Source organism: Gluconobacter sp. P5H9_a, assembly GCF_018812085.1.
Classification (GTDB): Bacteria; Pseudomonadota; Alphaproteobacteria; order Acetobacterales; family Acetobacteraceae; genus Gluconobacter.
The window spans coordinates 1-16,283 of record NZ_JACRVW010000015.1 but is presented as its reverse complement, the minus strand read 5'-3'; the positions used below and the strand labels follow the sequence as shown (position 1 = coordinate 16,283).

Sequence of the window (16,283 nt, the reverse complement as noted above, 5' to 3'; positions counted from 1 at the left end):
GTCATGATGCATCCCGCTTTCGAGGCTTTCTCAACTTCTGTCTTGCCCATTCTGGATATTGCCGGAACGGCCGTCTTTGCCGTTTCAGGAGCCCTCGCCGCCGCACGGGAACGCCTGACAATCCTGACCTTCATGTTCTTTGCCGCCATTACAGGTGTCGGCGGTGGAACCGTGCGCGATCTGCTGATTGGTGCACCTGTCTCATGGATGCATAACTCCACTGGCATCACTGTCTGCATGGTCTGCGCTTTGCTCGTCTGGTTCACGCCAGGTAGGCTTTGGTCCGAGCGCGCCGTAGACTGGTTCGACGGAATGGGGATTGCGGCTTATGGCGTGTATGGCGCAGCCAAAGCCATTGCCTATGGCATCCCACCTGTTCCAGCCGCTCTGATGGGAATTGTCAGTGCCTGCATGGGAGGCATTTTTCGCGATGTGCTAGCTGGCGTCCCATCCATCATCATTCGTCCAGAGCTGTATGTTACGGCTGTTGCCCTCTCATCATGCAGCTATGTCCTCCTGACAAAAGCAGGGTGTGACACCACACTGGCGGCTGCCATCGCCATTTTCGCAGGGTTTGCCCTTCGCGCACTTGCCCTTCTCAAGGGACTGTCGCTGCCGCATTATCGAAAATAGCCCCTCCTCACGGAAAAGAACGCCCGCTCATGCGCATCGCCCCCGTCCTGAAGGGATTTCTCCCTCTGCTTCTTTGTGGCTCCATAGCGCAGGCCTCAGATTTTGATATCGTCGTACTGGGAGCCGCCGGGGGCCTGGATGACGGAACGTTAAGCGCCTACCTGATCCGGCCTCAAGGTTCTGACAAAGGCGTTCTCTGCGATGCGGGAACAGTTCTACATGGCCTGAAAGACGCCGTAAAAGCGGGTGCGTTCAAAACCCTTTCCCTCAATTCTGCAACACTGACACCGGAAGGGGAAATTCTTCACACGACCATTGCGGCCTATCTGATCAGCCATGCTCATCTGGATCATATTGCCGGTCTGGTCGCCATCTCCCCGGATGACACACCCAAACCGATCATGGCTCTCGCATCCGTCAATGCCATTCTCGCAGACCATATCTTCAACTGGCAGATTTGGCCCAACATGGGCGACCAAGGCGTCAAACCCCGGCTCGGCACATACCGCTATGACGATCTAACACCCGAAAAGCCCACCCCCATTAGTGGAACATCTTTGCAGGTTCAGGCCTATCCATTGAACCACGGCGGTGTGGAATCAACAGCATTTCTGCTCACAAACGGCCAAGACGCCCTGCTCTATCTCGGAGATACCGGGCCAGACGCCCCACAGCACTCAGATCACCTGCATCGTCTCTGGCAGGCTGTCGCGCCCCTTGTGCGTCAGAAACATCTCCATGCCATCATGATAGAGTGCTCTTATGACAACTCCATTTCCGATAGCCACCTGTACGGGCATCTGACGCCGCACTGGGTAGAGGCAGAACTGGAAGACCTTCAGCAGATCGCAGGCGTTTCGCTCAAAAATCTGCCCGTCGTAATTACGCACGTCAAACCGACACTCAAACGCCAGCAAGATCCCGTTCTGCGCATTCATGCAGAACTGGAAGCGGGCAATACAACAGGCGTCCACTTCATTATGGCAGCTCAGAGCCTGCACCTCAGGCTCTGACCGCCAAAGGCAATCTCTCAGTCAGCCAACGACGTCAAAGCCAACGTCTTCCACTGTCTCTTTCAGCGCTGCCGTAGAAACCTTGGCATCGTCATACTGAATGACAGCCTGTGCTGGCTCCAGGGTTACATCCGCAGCAGAAACGCCAGGAACAGCTTCAAGGGCTTTCTGGAGCTTGCCTGAACACCCTGTGCAGGACATGCCTTCGACCTGAAATGTTACGGTTGCTGTCATGGGTGTCTCTCCTTCGTGCATGGTTTGCCGCCCCAACAGCGACACATCAGAAGAGACATATTCCCGCTGGAATTGAAACAGCTTTCAGATCGCATCACTGATTTCATCAAGCGGCGTCACCTTCATCAACTGCACCGAAACGTCCAGACGATCCAGCAATGCGGCAAGAGACCGGAAATGCGGCGTCTCCAGATGCTGCTCGAAAGCCTCAGTCGAAGCCCAGCGCTCCTCGGCCGTGAAGCGTCCTGCATGGTCCTGATCGCGGCTGATTACGTAACGCTGGCAGCCTTCTTCCACACGTGATGCAACAATACAGCGTACCAGTTCCAGCTCCAGTTCTCGTGCCTGGTCAGACGATACAGTCAGAATGGCGACAACACAGGCAGCATGACTCACGATGTTTTCCTCACAAAAAAAGTACAGGAGCTGGTTCCCATCGGTAAACTGATGGCCCTCGCCCCTGTGCGCTGCCATTTCTACAAGATACGTTTTCTGAAATCTCCCCCATGTTTCACATGAAACATCTTCCTGAAGTTTCCGGAGGCACCTATTCATGAGTCTTGAAAGCGTAAGGACTGATCTCGCCCAGCGCGCGCCTGATCTCTCCATCATCGTGACGGAGCGTTCCACGGCTACCGTTGAAGAGGCTGCTGCCACACACAATGTCGAACCCGACCAGATTGCCAAAACACTCGGCGTGAAGGTCGGGTCAGGGCCACAGGCTAAAATTGCCCTGATTGTCATGGCAGGAACCAAACGTCTGGATAATCGTCTGACAAAAGACGCTCTGGGAGGGCGTCCCCGCTTCCTTAACGGAGAAGAAGTACTGGCACTTACAAGCCATCCGCCCGGCGGCGTTTGCCCCTTTGGACTATCAAAGCCACTTCCCGTTTATTGCGATGAGTCTCTTCGCGCATTTAACATCGTGATCCCTGCTGCAGGTGCCACCAATGCCTCCGTCATGCTCACCCCGGCGCGTCTGGCAGAACTGACGTCTGCACAATGGGTCACCGTCACATCCTGATAGACAATAAAAAAGGCGCCCCTTTTGAGGGCGCCTTTTTTACTCACAAAACAGACTAATATTACGCGTCTGCGTAAGTCGAAATATCCGGGCACGAACACACCAGATTCCGGTCGCCCCACGCGTTATCCAGCCGTCCGACAGGCGACCAGTACTTGGACGTGTTAACCCCACCCGGGAAACAGCCCTTCTCCCGCCCATAGGGGCGACCCCACTCACCGGCCAAGTCAGCCGTCGTATGAGGCGCAAACCGTAGCGGGCTATCCTCTACGGAAACTGCCCCTGCTTCCACATCTGCAATTTCGGCCCGAATGGCGATCATCGCATCGCAGAACCGATCCAGCTCGACCTTCCCCTCGGACTCTGTCGGCTCGATCATGAACGTCCCCGCCACGGGGAAACTGACCGTCGGCGCATGGAACCCGTGATCAATCAGACGCTTGGCAATGTCGTCCACCGTTACACCAACCGCATCCTTGATCGGCCGCAGGTCAACAATGCACTCATGCGCCGTAAAGCCGTTGCTACCCCGATACAGCACCGGGTAATGCGCTTCCAGACGCGCCGCGATGTAGTTCGCATTCAAAATGGCCACTTCCGTCGCCCGGCGCAGTCCCTCATCCCCCATCATCATGATATAGGCGGCAGAGATCGGCAGAATGGACGCTGAACCATACGGCGCAGCAGAAACGGCAACTCCGTTCTGTCCCGGCAGATACGGCGCCAGATGGCTGCCCACACCAATCGGCCCCATGCCCGGTCCACCACCGCCATGCGGAATGCAGAACGTCTTGTGCAGATTGAAATGCGAAACATCAGCCCCGTACAGACCCGGCCGCGCCAGACCGACCTGCGCATTCAGGTTCGCACCATCCAGATAAACCTGCCCCCCAGCCGCATGCACAAGATCACAGATCTCGACAATCCGTTCCTCAAACACACCATGCGTGGACGGATAGGTAATCATGATGGCCGCCACACGTCCGTCATGCTGCGCAATCTTCGCCTTCAGATCCTCCACATCAACATTGCCATTGCTGTCACAGGCCACGACAACAACCCGCATCCCCACCATGTGGGCAGAAGCTGGGTTTGTCCCATGCGCGGACGCCGGAATCAGGCACACATCCCGATTCATATCCCCACGCGCCTGATGATACCCACGGATCGCCAGAAGGCCTGCAAACTCACCCTGCGCGCCAGAATTTGGCTGGAGCGACACAGCATCGTAGCCAGAAATCGCACACAGCGTCCGCTCCAGATATGCGAACAGTTCCGCATATCCAGCCTGCTGATCCTTCGGCGCAAACGGATGAATCCGTCCAAATTCAGGCCAGGTGATGGGAATCATTTCCGCCGTCGCATTGAGCTTCATCGTGCAGGAGCCCAGCGGAATCATCGTCCGATCCAGCGCCAGATCCTTGTCAGACAGAGACCGCATATACCGCAGCAGATCCGTCTCTGAACGATGAACCTGAAACACGGGATGCGTCAGCAAAGCCGCCTGACGGAACAGCGCTTGCGGTAGAGCTTCCTCCACGGAAAGCTCCCGCTCCAGAACCGCAACACGAGCCTCATCCGCCCCGAAGCACTGCCACACCGCCCGAACGGTCTCAGGCGTCGTCGTTTCATCACAGGACAGACCAATCCGTCCTTCGCCCGCATCACGCAGATTGATCCCGGCGGCTAAAGCCTTAGCAATGACATCTTGCACCTCGGAACCAGCCTGAACTGTCAGCGTGTCGAAGAACGTTTCCGTCTCAACGGTCACACCCAAGGCCTTCAGGCCCGCAGCCAGAATAGCCGTCAGACGATGCGTGCGACCCGCAATCGCCTTCAGCCCTTCCGGCCCATGATACACAGCATACATGGACGCAATGACCGCAAGCAGCACCTGCGCCGTGCAGATGTTAGACGTCGCCTTCTCGCGGCGGATATGCTGCTCCCGTGTTTGCAAGGCCAAGCGATAAGCCGGGCGCCCTGCGCTATCACGGGACACACCGACCAGACGACCCGGCATGTGCCGCTTGTAAGCATCCTTCGTCGCCATGAACCCGGCATGCGGGCCACCACCACCCATCGGCACGCCATAACGCTGCATGGACCCGATAGCGATGTCCGCGCCCAGAGCCCCAGGGCTTTCCAGCATCACAAGAGCCAGCGGATCACAGGTCACGGCAACAATACCGCCCTGAGCATGAACAGCCTCAATTACACCGCGCGGATCACGCACAGCACCGGACGACCCCGGATAGGACAGCAGTGCACCAAACACAGACGCCGCATCCAGATCCGTCGCCGGATCGCCCACCACAATCTCCCAGCCAAGAGGCTCGGCCCGCGTTTTTAGAACAGCCAGCGTCTGCGGGTGCGTGTCGGCATCTACAAAGAAGCGGTCGGACTTGGACTTGCAGACACGCTTGGCCAGCGCCATCGCCTCGGCACAGGCCGTGCCCTCATCCAGCAGGGACGCATTGGCAATATCGAGCCCCGTCAGATCCGCCACAAGCGTCTGGAAGTTCAGAAGCGCCTCAAGGCGGCCCTGACTGATTTCCGGCTGATATGGCGTGTAAGCCGTATACCAGGCCGGATTTTCCAGAATATTGCGCTGAATAACCGGCGGCAGAACCGTGTCGTAATATCCCTGCCCGATCATGGACGTCAGAACACGGTTCCGGGACGCAATCTCCCGCAGACGCGCCAGAGCCTGCTGCTCCGTCAGTGCCTCACCAATCCCATGATCGCCACGATCAAGAATGGCTTTCGGAACCGTCCGGTCAATCAGATCCTCAAGGCTGGACGCCCCGATCGTCTGCAACATCTCCGTAATTTCAGATGAGCGTGGGCCAATATGGCGGGAGCTGAAGTCTTCGGTCTGTTCAGGCCACAGGATCGTCACGGTATCGTTCTCTGGAAGTCTTGATGGGCAGGGAAAGAAAAATGGGCCCGGCAAAAGCCAGACCCATCACAGAACGTCAGAGGCTCTTGTACTGCTCTGCCGTCAGAAGGGACGTCACGTCTTCCGGGTTAGAAACCTTCATCTTGAAGATCCAGCCCTCACCTTCCGGGTCATTACCAACCAGCGTCGGCTCATCAGAAAGCTTCGTGTTGAAACCCGACAGCACACCGGCAACCGGAGCATAAATGTCAGACGCCGCCTTAACGGATTCCACAACTGCGGCGGCATCGCCCGCCGCCACGTCCGTGCCCTCGTCCTTGGCTTCCACGAACACCAGTTCGCCCAGCTCTTCAGAAGCATGAGCCGTAATGCCTACAGTCGCTTCTTCCCCGTCCAGACGGATCCATTCATGCGATTTGGTATAATAAGTCGTCATCGCTGCTTTTCCTTGGCTTAACGCTTGAAACCGGGCGCCACGAACGGCATCGCCCGAACATGAACCGGAACGAATTTTCCACGCAGTTCGGCAAACAGTGCCGTGTCATTCCCCGCGTAATCTGTTGCGACATATCCCATCGCCACTGGCGCCTGGACCGTCGGGCCAAACGCCCCTGACGTCACCAGACCGATCTCTTTCTGGCCTTCCGCATCCGCAAAAAGCTTCGCACCCGCACGAACAGGCGCACGCCCCTCCGCCATCAGGCCAACACGCTTGCGGCTAACACCTTCACGAGCCTGACGCAGAACGATTTCGGCGCCCGGATAGCCTCCTTCACGAGAGCCCCCTTCGCGCCGGGCTTTCTGAATAGCCCAGGCCAGAGACGCTTCAATCGGCGTAGTCGTCGTATCGATATCATTGCCATACAGGCAAAGCCCCGCTTCCAGACGAAGCGAATCCCGGGCTCCAAGCCCAATGGGAAGAACCTGCGGCTGAGCCAGCAACGCCCGCGCAACAGTCTCCGCATCAGCGGCTGCACACCCAATCTCGTACCCGTCTTCACCCGTGTAACCCGAACGCGACAGCGTAACCGGAACACCAGCAAGCTTCGTCTCGATCACGTCCATAAAACGCATATCGACCGCTGCCGGACAAAGAGATGCGATAGCCTCCTGAGCCTGCGGCCCCTGCAACGCCATCAGCGCGCGATCAAACTGCCGCGTCACAACACAACGGTCAGAAAGAGCTGCTTCAATCAGTGCCGCATCCTGATCCTTGCAAGACGCATTCACCACAACGAACAGATCATCACCCATGTTGGCAACCATCAGATCATCCAAAATGCCTGCGGCGTCATTCGTCAGAAATCCGTAACGCTGCCGCCCCTTCGCCAGCCCCGCATAGTCAGCCGGAATCAGGCTTTCGAGCGCCAGAGCGGCATCACGCACATCACCACTGCGAGCAGCAATCCGGATCTGTCCCATATGGGAGACGTCAAAAAGCCCCGCCTTGCTACGCGTGTGCAAATGCTCGGCCATCAGCCCTGCGGGATACTGAAGCGGCATCTCATAACCCGCAAACGGCACCATTTTGGCGCCAAGTTCCAGATTGAGAGCATAGAGAGGGGTACGCTGAAGAGAGTCGGTCATGGGAAAGGTCCGGCCCAGTCAAAACGTGAAGGTGCAGACGTACCCAGAAGTCTGGAAAACGCCGCCCCTTCTGTCCTTTTGCCTGAGATCGCTATCCCGTCGGCGGGTACGTCAGGCGCACCTCTCTCCAGAATTTACCGACCAACTCGGTCCTTTAGCCTGAGAGTTTCCGGGGCGGTTGCTCCTTCGGCGCCAGCCCTGAAGGCCAGTCTCTCCCGTATTGGTCGAACCCGATCCTGCCAGTTTCCTGATCTCTTCGCAATCGTTACGGTTAGTTCTGCGTTACGATTGCCGCATACCTTTGTAACCAGAACGGGAGAACTTTCATGGCTGGCGAACTGACTGTCATTGCAGAATTGTCCATTCCCCCAGAAAATCGGGGAAAATTCCTTGAAATGTGTGCTTATGACAGCAAGCATTCCAACGCGGACGAGCCCGACTGCCATAGCTTTGACGTGATGACATCCAACGAAGATCCGAATCTCATTGTGCTTGTCGAAACCTATCGCGACCAGGCCGCCTTTGATGTGCATCTCAAAACGCCGCACTTCCAGAAATTCGCAGAGGCTGTAAAAACCCTTGGCGCCAAGGAAAACAACGTCCGCTTCTTTACAAGGACGGCACCCTGATATGCGCTTCTCGCTCAAAAACAGCGTCTGTGCCGCCACTCTTCTCCTATTGGCTGCATGCAACGCGGAACAACCACAGAAGCCGCATCTCATAGGTCTGGCAAACCCCGCCAGCGTCTCCTGCACAAAGCAGGGAGGAACTCTGGAAATTGTTAGTCAGCCGGCTGGACAGGTTGGTATGTGCCACCTCCCCTCCGGTCAGACCTGTGAAGAATGGAGCCTGTACCGCGACCACCAGTGCAAGCCCCTACCACATACCTCTACGCCCTAAGCGCTTCCTCTCGTTTTCCTGATTTCCAAAGAGATCAGGAAAACCGCTTTACGATGTGAGCAGTCTTCTTAAAATAAATACATAACATGTTATGTATGTTATCCACACTATCCACCTGAAGGCAGTTCCCCATGCAGAATCAGGCCCCTTGCCTCTCCATAGGCTCGTTAACAAGCAAGACCGGGCGCCTTTTCACGCGCCTGATGGAACAGAAACTGAAACCCGCCGGAATGCGCGCAGGACAGATTCCGGTTTTCCTTGCCCTTGGAAAAGGCGAAGTCCGCACTCAAAAGGTACTTGCTGAGCTCGCAGGGATTGAGCAACCAGGCATGGCAACGCTTCTGGCACGCATGGAACGGGACGGCCTGATCGAACGCGAACCCGATCCGGACGACAAACGCGTCAGTCAGATCCGACTTTCAGCAGTCGGCCTCACTAAAAGCCAGCAGGTTATTCCGATTATGGAAGGGGCCAGCGAGGAAGCCTTCAAAGGCTTCACTCCGCTGGAAAGAGGCATTCTCATTACGCTTCTGGAACGCATGAGCAGCAGCCTCGAAAGCTGTCTTTAAAATCCTTCACTCCTAAAAGAGCGAAGGATCAGGCCTTACTTCTCCGTCTTAGGAAGATGCTCGGCAATATACGGCGGCAGATTAAAAGAGCCGACGTGAATTTCAGGCGTCCAATAGCGTGTCGTGCCGAGAATCTTGGCAGCGTCTGCACGTCCGCGAATCTGCTCCAGCGTCTGCGTATTTGGAGCCTGGCCTTTGGAAGCCATACCCAGCGTCATGAAACCGCCGACATAAGTCGGGACAGCGGCAACATAAGCTGAAACATGCGGGAAGAATTTCGCACGACGCAGGCTCGTCTCATACAGTTCATCAGACTGCATGAACGGGACACCACACTGGTTCACGATCAGACCTTCATCCGACAGGATACGTGCGCAGTTGCTGTAAAATTCGTCCGTAAACAGAACTTCACCCACGCCGATCGGATCCGTGCTGTCCACGATGATGACGTCAAAAGAACCGTCAGCAGCCTTGGCAACATAGTCGATACCATCACCGACAATCACTTCAGCGCGCGGGTCATTCCAGGCATCACCCGCAATGTTCGGCAGGTGCTGCTTGGAGAGTTCGATCACAGCACCATCGATTTCCACCATAACGGCTTTTTCAACGGTCTTGTGCTCAAGAACGCGACGCAGAACGCCACCGTCACCCGCACCAATGATCAGAACGCGCTTCGCACACGGATGCGCCAGCATCGGAACATGCGTCAGCATTTCCTGATAAACGAACTCATCGCGTTCCGTGATCTGAATGACGCCATCCAGAACCAGCACACGGCCATGGCTGGAGCTTTCAAAGACAACAATGTCCTGGAAGTCAGATTTTACGCGCGCGAGCTCGCGCGTTACGAGAAAACGCTGTCCCCAGTCCGGGTACAGGGTCTCGTTGATCCATGTTTCAGCCATGGTCATCGGTTCCTTGTCGGGATTGAATAGCAGAGTAAAGACCAGCCGGCTCGGCTGGCCCCTATCCGAGAATCAGGCCGCGCTAGCGTTCCTGTCCTGCACGCGTCCACGGCGTACGGCATCGACTTCGATGCGGCCAGCCTGGAACAGGCGCTGCATGACCGGAATCGAAAGATTCGGATCACAGGCGCCGCACATGAACACATCTACCGCAGCGTAATTACGCTCTGGCCATGTGTGGATCGAGATGTGACTTTCCGCCAGAACCAGAACACCAGACACACCACCATTCGGCGTGAAGTGGTGGAAATGGCTGTGCAGAATCGTTGCACCGGCTGCAATAGCACCCTCGCGCAGCGTCTCATCAATCCGTGCTGGATCATCAAGATTCCGGGCATCCCAGAAATCGATCAGCAGATGATTACCGGCATAGCGTTCGCCATCCCGTTCAATAAAATAGTCTTTGCGCTCCTCTTCAACAGAGTGAGCAGCGCTGTTCTGGATATCTCTCGGGAGTTCCGATACCATCCCCAGTTGAGCAAGTGCGTTCATCACGTACCCCCAAACCAGTAGACAGCCTGTTGGGCGAAATCGCCCCCTTGGGCCAAGAAGCGCGGTAGTTAGAGCCCCCTTCCTGCGGATGCAAGGGTTTTCTGGCCTGATTCGCGAATATGTCACATTCCCTAAAAAAGCAGGGCCGACATTGCCGACCCGACTACCGCCGTCAGCCGTCCCCAACAAGAACCTTCATTTGGGAATCCGAGGCAAAACCGCTCTCAGAACATCTAAAAAGCGGAAGGCCTTTGGGATCACCCTTCACTTTAAGGTATTTCTGACTCAGCAACGGACGCTAACCTGTAGCTAGAGATTCGTCGTCCTCTACTGCACAGCACATAAAAAAACACGCATTCCAAAGCCGGAAATAATCCCCGCTTCGCAATACGTGTTCTTCATACCCCCTCAGCCCATAACGACTGGAGGGGGCCCTAATCCCGAAGGATCAGTTCTTTGCCTTGTCGACCAGCTTGCCCTTGGCAATCCACGGCATCATCGCACGCAGCTTCTCACCGGTCTTCTCGATCTGGTGAGCGTCATTGCGAGCGCGAATGGCCTTGAAGCCAACGCCGCCGGACTGGTTCTCAAGAATGAAGTTACGAACGAACGTCCCATCCTGAATGTCCGTCAGAACGCGCTTCATCTCAGCCTTCGTTTCCGGCGTGATGATGCGCGGACCCGTCACGTACTCACCATACTCCGCAGTGTTGGAGATGGAGTAGTTCATGTTGGAAATGCCGCCTTCGTAGATCAGATCCACGATCAGCTTCATTTCGTGCAGGCACTCGAAGTAAGCCATTTCCGGGGCGTAGCCACCTTCAACCAGCGTCTCGAAGCCAGCGCGGATCAGGTCAACAACACCGCCACACAGAACAGCCTGCTCGCCGAACAGATCGGTTTCGACCTCTTCCTTGAAGCTCGTCTCGATGATGCCTGCACGGCCGCCGCCATTTGCCGAAGCGTAGGACAGAGCGATGTCCAGAGCCTTGCCAGAAGCATTCTGAGCCACAGCAACGAGGGACGGAACGCCACCGCCACGCTGGTATTCGGAACGAACCGTATGGCCCGGGCCCTTCGGCGCGATCAGGAACACGTCCAGATCAGGACGAGCTTCAATGATGCGGAAGTGGATGGACAGACCATGTGCGAATGCAAGTGCTGCACCCTGCTTCAGGTTCTTCTCAAGGCTGTCCTTGTACAGGGCGCCCTGGCCTTCATCCGGCGTCAGAACCATGACCACATCGGCCCAGGCAGCAGCCTCGTCCGGGGACATGACCTTGAAACCAGCCTCTTCTGCCTTCTTGACGGCAGAGGACGTCGGACGCAGGCCAATGACGATGTCGGTCAGGCCGCTGTCACGTAGGTTGTTGGCATGAGCGTGACCCTGGCTGCCGTAGCCAATGATCGCGACTTTCTTGCTCTTGATCAGATTCAGATCGGCATCGCGATCGTAATACACCCGCATCAGACATGTTCCTCGTTAACGTGAAAGACTAAGGGGCCACGACCAATGGCCGCAATCCCCGTGCGCGAAACCTCAGCCAGGCCAAGGGGGCGCATCAACTCGATAAAAGCGTCGATCTTGGAGGGAGACCCCGTCAGTTCGAACACAAAACTGGTGGCCGTCGTATCAACCGGGCGCGCCCGGAAGGAATCTGCAATCCGCAAACCTTCCGTGCGGTTCTCGCCACGGGAAACGACTTTCACAAGAGCAAGCTCACGGCCCACATACGGGCCTTCTTCCGTCAGATCACAAACCGCATGAACCGGAATCAGACGCTTCAGCTGCGCCTTGATCTGCTCAATAACTTGCGGCGTCCCCGACGTCAGAACCGTAATGCGTGACAGGCTGCGCTCGGCATCCACCAGCGCCACAGTCAGGCTCTCAATGTTGTAGCCCCGGCCTGAAAACAGACCTACCACGCGGGCCAGTGCGCCACTCTCGTCTTCAATAAGAACCGAGATGACCGAATGTTGGATTGTCTCCGTCATCAGACCAGCATCATCCCTTCTTCGGTCAGACCTGCGGCTGCGGAATCCTGATCCGGGCCAAGCAGCATCTGGTTGTGAGCCGCGCCCGATGGAATCATCGGGTAGCAGTTTTCATTTTCCGCCACGCAGATATCCGCGATGACAGGGCCGTCATGCTCCAGCATCCGGCGGATGACATCGTCCAGCTCACCCACGCAGGTCGCACGCATCCCGGTTGCCTGGAACGCTTCCGCCAACTTTACGAAGTCTGGCAGCGCCTCGCTGTAAGACTGGGAATAGCGTGACCCATGCAGCAGTTCCTGCCACTGACGCACCATGCCCATGTACTGGTTGTTCAGGATGAAGATCTTCACCGGCAGACGATACTGCGCGATCGTGCCCAGCTCCTGAATGTTCATCAGGGTCGAAGCTTCACCCGCAATATCAACCACCAGAGCATCCGGGTGCGCAACCTGCGCGCCCACAGCAGCCGGCAGACCGTAGCCCATTGTACCTAGACCACCGGAAGTCAGCCAGCGGTTCGGCTTGGCAAACTGGAAGTGCTGGGCCGCCCACATCTGATGCTGACCCACCTCGGTGGACACAAACGTGTCACGCCCCGTTTCCATTGCCATTTCGTACAGGCGACGAACGGCATGCTGCGGACGGATCACCGCAGACGGCGTCATGTCCTGCGTGAAGCCGAAGCCATCCACGCTGCGCCAGGACGCAATCTGGTTCCACCATGTGCTCAGATCAGGTGTCGGCGCATCGTCCCACGCGTCCAGCAGCGCCTGAAGCGTATCGCGAACATCCCCTTCGAGACGCACATCCACACGGATGATCTTGTTGATCTGGCTTGGATCAATATCCGCATGCACTTTGAACGAATTCGGCGAAAACGCGTCCACACGCCCCGTCACACGATCATCAAAACGCGCACCCAGAGCAATCAGCAGATCACAGCCATGCGTGGCCATGTTCGCCTCAACAGACCCGTGCATGCCCAGCATACCGAGGAACTGCGGATCAGGAGACGGAAACGCTCCCAGCCCCATCAGAGTAGACGTGACCGGGAAACCCGTCTTGCGCGCCAGACGACGCAGCAGCTCAGACGCTTCCGGACCGGAATTGATGATACCACCGCCCGTGTAGAACAGCGGGCGCTTGGCCGTCTTCATGGCCTCGACCGTGCGGGCAATCGCCTCGGCATCCGGCCCACCCTGACGACGGAAACGCTTCAGCCGTGAGAGCGCTGGCTCCGTTAATGGAGCCTGACCAACCGTGATGTCCTTGGGCAGATCAACCAGCACAGGCCCCGGACGACCGGAACGCGCAACCTCGAAAGCTTCACGCACAGTCTGGGCCAGAGCGCCCGGCGTCCGCACCAGATAGTTGTGCTTCGTGGCCGGGCGGGTAATGCCCGTTGTGTCCGCTTCCTGGAACGCATCATTGCCGATCAGCTTCGTCGGCACCTGACCGGTCAGGCAGACCAGCGGTATCGAATCCATCAGCGCATCGACAAGACCGGTCACGGCATTGGTTGCGCCAGGACCGGAGGTCACCAGAACAACACCAACCTTGCCCGTCGAACGCGCATAGGCCTCAGCCGCATGAACGGCAGCCTGCTCATGACGGACAAGAATGTGGCGGATACGGTCCTGCTTAAAGAGCGCATCGTAGATTGGAAGGACAGCGCCCCCCGGATAGCCAAAGACTACCTCTACGCCCTGTTCATCGAGAACGCGCAGAAGCACCTCCGCGCCATTCAGCGCCTCGTTGCCTGTTGTTGCGTCTCTTTCAGCAGAAGCCGTCACCGTATCCTCCTAAGGGGTATGAGGCGCGGGATTTAGGACAGTTCTGTAGGATTCGTCAACTCGCTCAGATATAAAATTCTCAATTTTTTCGTGTTCTGTTTTCGATTCTTGCGCAAATGGGGTGTATCTACGAAACGAAACCATCGAATTGCCATCTGATCCCAAGGCATGATGCCGAAACCACGTCGCCTGTCGGCGCGTATATCGGCCTGTCGCCAGAACAGCAGCCTGTCGCGCAGCCTCGATCGTCACGTCACCCTGCAACACCGCAGCAAGCTCAGGAACCCCATGCGCGCGCATGGCTGGCAATACAGAATCCAGACCTCGTGCAACAAGTTGACGCACTTCATCCAGCGCCCCGGCCTCCAGCATCTGGCTGAAGCGGGCATCAAGAGACGCCCGCAATTCCTCCCGTGGCGGATCAAGAAGAACGGAAACAAATCGGCAGGGAGCCGCTGGCAGACCGGGTTGAGCCCGCCACCAGACAAGACCATGCCCCGTCCCACGCCAGACTTCCCATGCTCTGGAAATACGCTGCGTATCATTCGGGCGCAGCGTGGAGGCAGTTTCCGGGTCTACCTCCAACAGCTTCTCATGCAGAGCTGCCGAGCCAATATCCTGCACCAGCGTTCGGGCTTCCTGTCGCGCGCTATCCCCCGGGTCAGGCACTTCCACGAGACCATCCGTGAGAGCGCGGAGATACATGCCCGTACCGCCGCACAGAATTGGCAGACGCCCAGCCCTCCAGGCCGCATCCATTTCGGTCAGAGCCTGCTCGCGCCACCAGGCCACACTACCCGGCGTCGCCGCATCCAGAACACCATACAGCCGGTGCGGAACAACCGCCTCATCCGCGGCATCGGGGCGCGCTGTGAGAATATGAAGATCGCGGTAAACCTGCATGGAATCAGCATTGATCACTGTTCCATTGAAGGTCCGCGCAAGATCAAGAGCCAGAGCAGACTTGCCGGAGCACGTCGGGCCAGCCACAATGATTGCTGTCTTTGGGGCGTTCATTCCCCTGTTCCTGCCACACGCGCTGGATCGTTACGAGAGCTTATGTCCCTTCCTTCCGTTCTGACACTCATTGCCGACCGCAAGGCTGGCCCCCTCAAACCAGAAGCCATCGACGTCGCCCGCTCTCTGGTGAAAGGCAAAGCCCCTATCGTTCTGTCTGAAGGGGAAGCCGTCGATATTCCATGCCCCACACCTGGGCCCGGCGCCGCAAGCGCAGCAACAATCCGCGCAACGCTGGCCCCCTATCAGGTCGACACACTGCTGCTAAAAACCCGTGGCCGCCGCAAAGCTGTTCTCGTTGCAGACATGGACAGCACTATCGTGACGGGAGAAACGCTGGATGAAATGGCGGCGGCTCTTGGTGTAGGCGAGCAGGTTGCGACCATCACCCGAGCCTCCATGAATGGAGAGATCGACTTTGAAACGTCCATTGAGCAACGCGTTGCTCTGCTCGCAGGAAAATCAGCGTCTGTTCTGGAAGACGTCTGGAAGAATGTAACCCTGACGGACGGCGCAAAAGAGCTCGTGCAGACCATGCGCAAGCACAACGCACGCACGGCTCTGGTGTCAGGTGGCTTCACATGGTTCACACAACGTGTGGCAGAGCTATGTGGCTTCGACGAAAATTACGGAAACATTCTTGAAATCGTCGATGGCAAGATGACTGGAAAGCTAGGCGGCCCGGTTCTGGGGCCAGATGCAAAGCTGACTCATCTGGAAGCCCTGACAACTGAGCGGGGTGTTCAACTTCGTGCTGCGCTCACAACTGGTGACGGTGCGAACGATATTCCAATGCTGGCCAGCGCTGGGCTAGGCCTAGCCTTCCACGCAAAACCGAATGTGAAGAAGGTGATTGGGACGCAGATCAATTTTTCAGGTCTGCGTGCACATCTGTTCGCTCAGGGATACCGCGCCGCCGATTTCGTCACTGACTGACGAAAAGGCCGCGCCCTTATACTCCCGCCTCAATACCCCCAGGTATAAGGCGGGACACCACCATAATAGGCTGGCGCTCCATAATATCCCTGCGGAACGGCATACCCGCCAGCAGGAACACCCCCCTGATATCCACCAGGGTAGTATCCGCCGGGATAGGAATTGGCAGCACCTTCGATCGCCATGCCGGCTGCGACACCAAGGGCAGCACCAACGCCCC

General features: G+C 57.1%; 18 protein-coding genes, 1 pseudogene and 1 riboswitch. Of the genes and pseudogenes, 7 read left to right on the top strand and 12 right to left on the bottom strand.

All coding sequences use genetic code 11. The annotated features are described in order from the left end of the window. Positions 1–3: 3 nt before the first annotated feature. Entirely contained in the window at positions 4–633 is a 630-nt protein-coding gene (locus KP708_RS12440) for a trimeric intracellular cation channel family protein (protein ID WP_064275503.1), read from the top strand. Between the two features lie 29 nt (positions 634–662). Further along, positions 663–1,646: an MBL fold metallo-hydrolase gene (locus KP708_RS12435; protein WP_215749534.1), complete on the top strand. Its 984-nt coding sequence runs from the start codon at positions 663–665 to the stop codon at positions 1,644–1,646. Between the two features lie 21 nt (positions 1,647–1,667). Here KP708_RS12435 and KP708_RS12430 read toward each other — a convergent pair whose 3' ends face one another. Both KP708_RS12430 and KP708_RS15840 read right to left on the bottom strand, forming a co-directional pair. Next, positions 1,668–1,880 carry a heavy-metal-associated domain-containing protein gene (locus tag KP708_RS12430; RefSeq protein WP_046900368.1) on the bottom strand — a complete coding sequence of 71 codons (213 nt, stop codon included), beginning with the start codon at positions 1,878–1,880 and terminating at the stop codon, positions 1,668–1,670. A gap of 84 nt (positions 1,881–1,964) precedes the next feature. Then, entirely contained in the window at positions 1,965–2,276 is a 312-nt protein-coding gene (locus KP708_RS15840; protein ID WP_371822682.1) for a putative quinol monooxygenase, read from the bottom strand. Positions 2,277–2,433: 157 nt separating this feature from the next. Here KP708_RS15840 and KP708_RS12420 point away from each other — a divergent pair, with 157 nt between their 5' ends. Beyond that, positions 2,434–2,904 (top strand): YbaK/EbsC family protein, encoded by a 471-nt coding sequence (locus KP708_RS12420; RefSeq protein ID WP_064275500.1) that lies wholly within the window; start codon positions 2,434–2,436, stop codon positions 2,902–2,904. A gap of 61 nt (positions 2,905–2,965) precedes the next feature. On the opposite strand, the gene gcvP is transcribed toward KP708_RS12420, so the two are convergent. The 3 genes from gcvP to gcvT form a co-directional block, all read right to left on the bottom strand. Beyond that, positions 2,966–5,803, bottom strand: coding sequence for an aminomethyl-transferring glycine dehydrogenase (gene gcvP / locus KP708_RS12415; RefSeq protein WP_215749538.1), 2,838 nt, complete (start codon positions 5,801–5,803; stop codon positions 2,966–2,968). A gap of 76 nt (positions 5,804–5,879) precedes the next feature. Then, entirely contained in the window at positions 5,880–6,239 is a 360-nt protein-coding gene (gene gcvH, locus KP708_RS12410; protein ID WP_064275498.1) for a glycine cleavage system protein GcvH, read from the bottom strand. A 17-nt stretch (positions 6,240–6,256) separates the two neighbouring features. Further along, positions 6,257–7,390 carry a glycine cleavage system aminomethyltransferase GcvT gene (gene gcvT / locus KP708_RS12405; RefSeq protein ID WP_215749540.1) on the bottom strand — a complete coding sequence of 378 codons (1,134 nt, stop codon included), beginning with the start codon at positions 7,388–7,390 and terminating at the stop codon, positions 6,257–6,259. A 137-nt stretch (positions 7,391–7,527) separates the two neighbouring features. Next, a riboswitch (glycine riboswitch) is annotated at positions 7,528–7,618 on the bottom strand. A 98-nt stretch (positions 7,619–7,716) separates the two neighbouring features. On the opposite strand from gcvT, the gene KP708_RS12400 reads away from it, so the two are divergent. The 3 genes from KP708_RS12400 to KP708_RS12390 all read left to right on the top strand — a co-directional run bounded on the left by KP708_RS12400 (position 7,717) and on the right by KP708_RS12390 (position 8,859). After that, positions 7,717–8,019, top strand: coding sequence for a putative quinol monooxygenase (locus KP708_RS12400; RefSeq protein ID WP_211499316.1), 303 nt, complete (start codon positions 7,717–7,719; stop codon positions 8,017–8,019). 1 nt (position 8,020) lies between these two features. Continuing rightward, complete coding sequence (locus KP708_RS12395; protein ID WP_215749542.1) at positions 8,021–8,290, top strand: DUF333 domain-containing protein; 270 nt, start codon at positions 8,021–8,023, stop codon at positions 8,288–8,290. Between the two features lie 131 nt (positions 8,291–8,421). Beyond that, positions 8,422–8,859 carry a MarR family winged helix-turn-helix transcriptional regulator gene (locus KP708_RS12390; RefSeq protein ID WP_215749544.1) on the top strand — a complete coding sequence of 146 codons (438 nt, stop codon included), beginning with the start codon at positions 8,422–8,424 and terminating at the stop codon, positions 8,857–8,859. Between the two features lie 35 nt (positions 8,860–8,894). On the opposite strand, the gene speE is transcribed toward KP708_RS12390, so the two are convergent. From speE to miaA, 6 genes are all read right to left on the bottom strand, one after another. Next, complete coding sequence (gene speE, locus KP708_RS12385; RefSeq protein ID WP_046900377.1) at positions 8,895–9,767, bottom strand: polyamine aminopropyltransferase; 873 nt, start codon at positions 9,765–9,767, stop codon at positions 8,895–8,897. Between the two features lie 72 nt (positions 9,768–9,839). Continuing rightward, the gene (speD, locus tag KP708_RS12380; protein ID WP_046900378.1) at positions 9,840–10,319 is read right to left on the bottom strand and encodes an adenosylmethionine decarboxylase; all 480 of its coding nucleotides are present in this window, start codon (positions 10,317–10,319) and stop codon (positions 9,840–9,842) included. Positions 10,320–10,767: 448 nt separating this feature from the next. After that, positions 10,768–11,787 (bottom strand): ketol-acid reductoisomerase, encoded by a 1,020-nt coding sequence (gene ilvC / locus KP708_RS12375; RefSeq protein WP_046900379.1) that lies wholly within the window; start codon positions 11,785–11,787, stop codon positions 10,768–10,770. Next, positions 11,787–12,314 carry an acetolactate synthase small subunit gene (ilvN, locus tag KP708_RS12370; protein WP_215749546.1) on the bottom strand — a complete coding sequence of 176 codons (528 nt, stop codon included), beginning with the start codon at positions 12,312–12,314 and terminating at the stop codon, positions 11,787–11,789. The genes ilvC and ilvN overlap by 1 nt, the downstream gene beginning before the upstream one ends. Beyond that, a complete protein-coding gene (gene ilvB, locus KP708_RS12365) occupies positions 12,314–14,110 on the bottom strand; it encodes a biosynthetic-type acetolactate synthase large subunit (protein WP_215749548.1) in 1,797 nt (598 codons plus the stop codon). Before ilvB ends, ilvN begins: the two co-directional genes overlap by 1 nt. Before the next feature lie 9 nt (positions 14,111–14,119). Continuing rightward, entirely contained in the window at positions 14,120–15,127 is a 1,008-nt protein-coding gene (gene miaA, locus KP708_RS12360) for a tRNA (adenosine(37)-N6)-dimethylallyltransferase MiaA (protein WP_215749550.1), read from the bottom strand. A gap of 42 nt (positions 15,128–15,169) precedes the next feature. Between miaA and serB the strand changes: the two genes are divergently transcribed. Further along, entirely contained in the window at positions 15,170–16,063 is an 894-nt protein-coding gene (serB, locus tag KP708_RS12355) for a phosphoserine phosphatase SerB (RefSeq protein ID WP_215749552.1), read from the top strand. A gap of 29 nt (positions 16,064–16,092) precedes the next feature. Here serB and KP708_RS12350 read toward each other — a convergent pair. Next, positions 16,093–16,283, bottom strand: a pseudogene (locus KP708_RS12350) (hypothetical protein); the annotation flags it as partial.

Coding starts and splice junctions, on each gene's coding strand:
- KP708_RS12440 (WP_064275503.1), top strand. CDS start 4: ATGATGCATCCCGCTTTCGAGGCTTTCTCAACTTCTGTCTTGCCCATT.
- KP708_RS12435 (WP_215749534.1), top strand. CDS start 663: ATGCGCATCGCCCCCGTCCTGAAGGGATTTCTCCCTCTGCTTCTTTGT.
- KP708_RS12430 (WP_046900368.1), bottom strand. CDS start 1,880: ATGACAGCAACCGTAACATTTCAGGTCGAAGGCATGTCCTGCACAGGG.
- KP708_RS12420 (WP_064275500.1), top strand. CDS start 2,434: ATGAGTCTTGAAAGCGTAAGGACTGATCTCGCCCAGCGCGCGCCTGAT.
- gcvH (WP_064275498.1), bottom strand. CDS start 6,239: ATGACGACTTATTATACCAAATCGCATGAATGGATCCGTCTGGACGGG.
- gcvT (WP_215749540.1), bottom strand. CDS start 7,390: ATGACCGACTCTCTTCAGCGTACCCCTCTCTATGCTCTCAATCTGGAA.
- KP708_RS12400 (WP_211499316.1), top strand. CDS start 7,717: ATGGCTGGCGAACTGACTGTCATTGCAGAATTGTCCATTCCCCCAGAA.
- KP708_RS12395 (WP_215749542.1), top strand. CDS start 8,021: ATGCGCTTCTCGCTCAAAAACAGCGTCTGTGCCGCCACTCTTCTCCTA.
- KP708_RS12390 (WP_215749544.1), top strand. CDS start 8,422: ATGCAGAATCAGGCCCCTTGCCTCTCCATAGGCTCGTTAACAAGCAAG.
- speE (WP_046900377.1), bottom strand. CDS start 9,767: ATGGCTGAAACATGGATCAACGAGACCCTGTACCCGGACTGGGGACAG.
- speD (WP_046900378.1), bottom strand. CDS start 10,319: ATGAACGCACTTGCTCAACTGGGGATGGTATCGGAACTCCCGAGAGAT.
- ilvC (WP_046900379.1), bottom strand. CDS start 11,787: ATGCGGGTGTATTACGATCGCGATGCCGATCTGAATCTGATCAAGAGC.
- ilvN (WP_215749546.1), bottom strand. CDS start 12,314: ATGACGGAGACAATCCAACATTCGGTCATCTCGGTTCTTATTGAAGAC.
- miaA (WP_215749550.1), bottom strand. CDS start 15,127: ATGAACGCCCCAAAGACAGCAATCATTGTGGCTGGCCCGACGTGCTCC.
- serB (WP_215749552.1), top strand. CDS start 15,170: ATGTCCCTTCCTTCCGTTCTGACACTCATTGCCGACCGCAAGGCTGGC.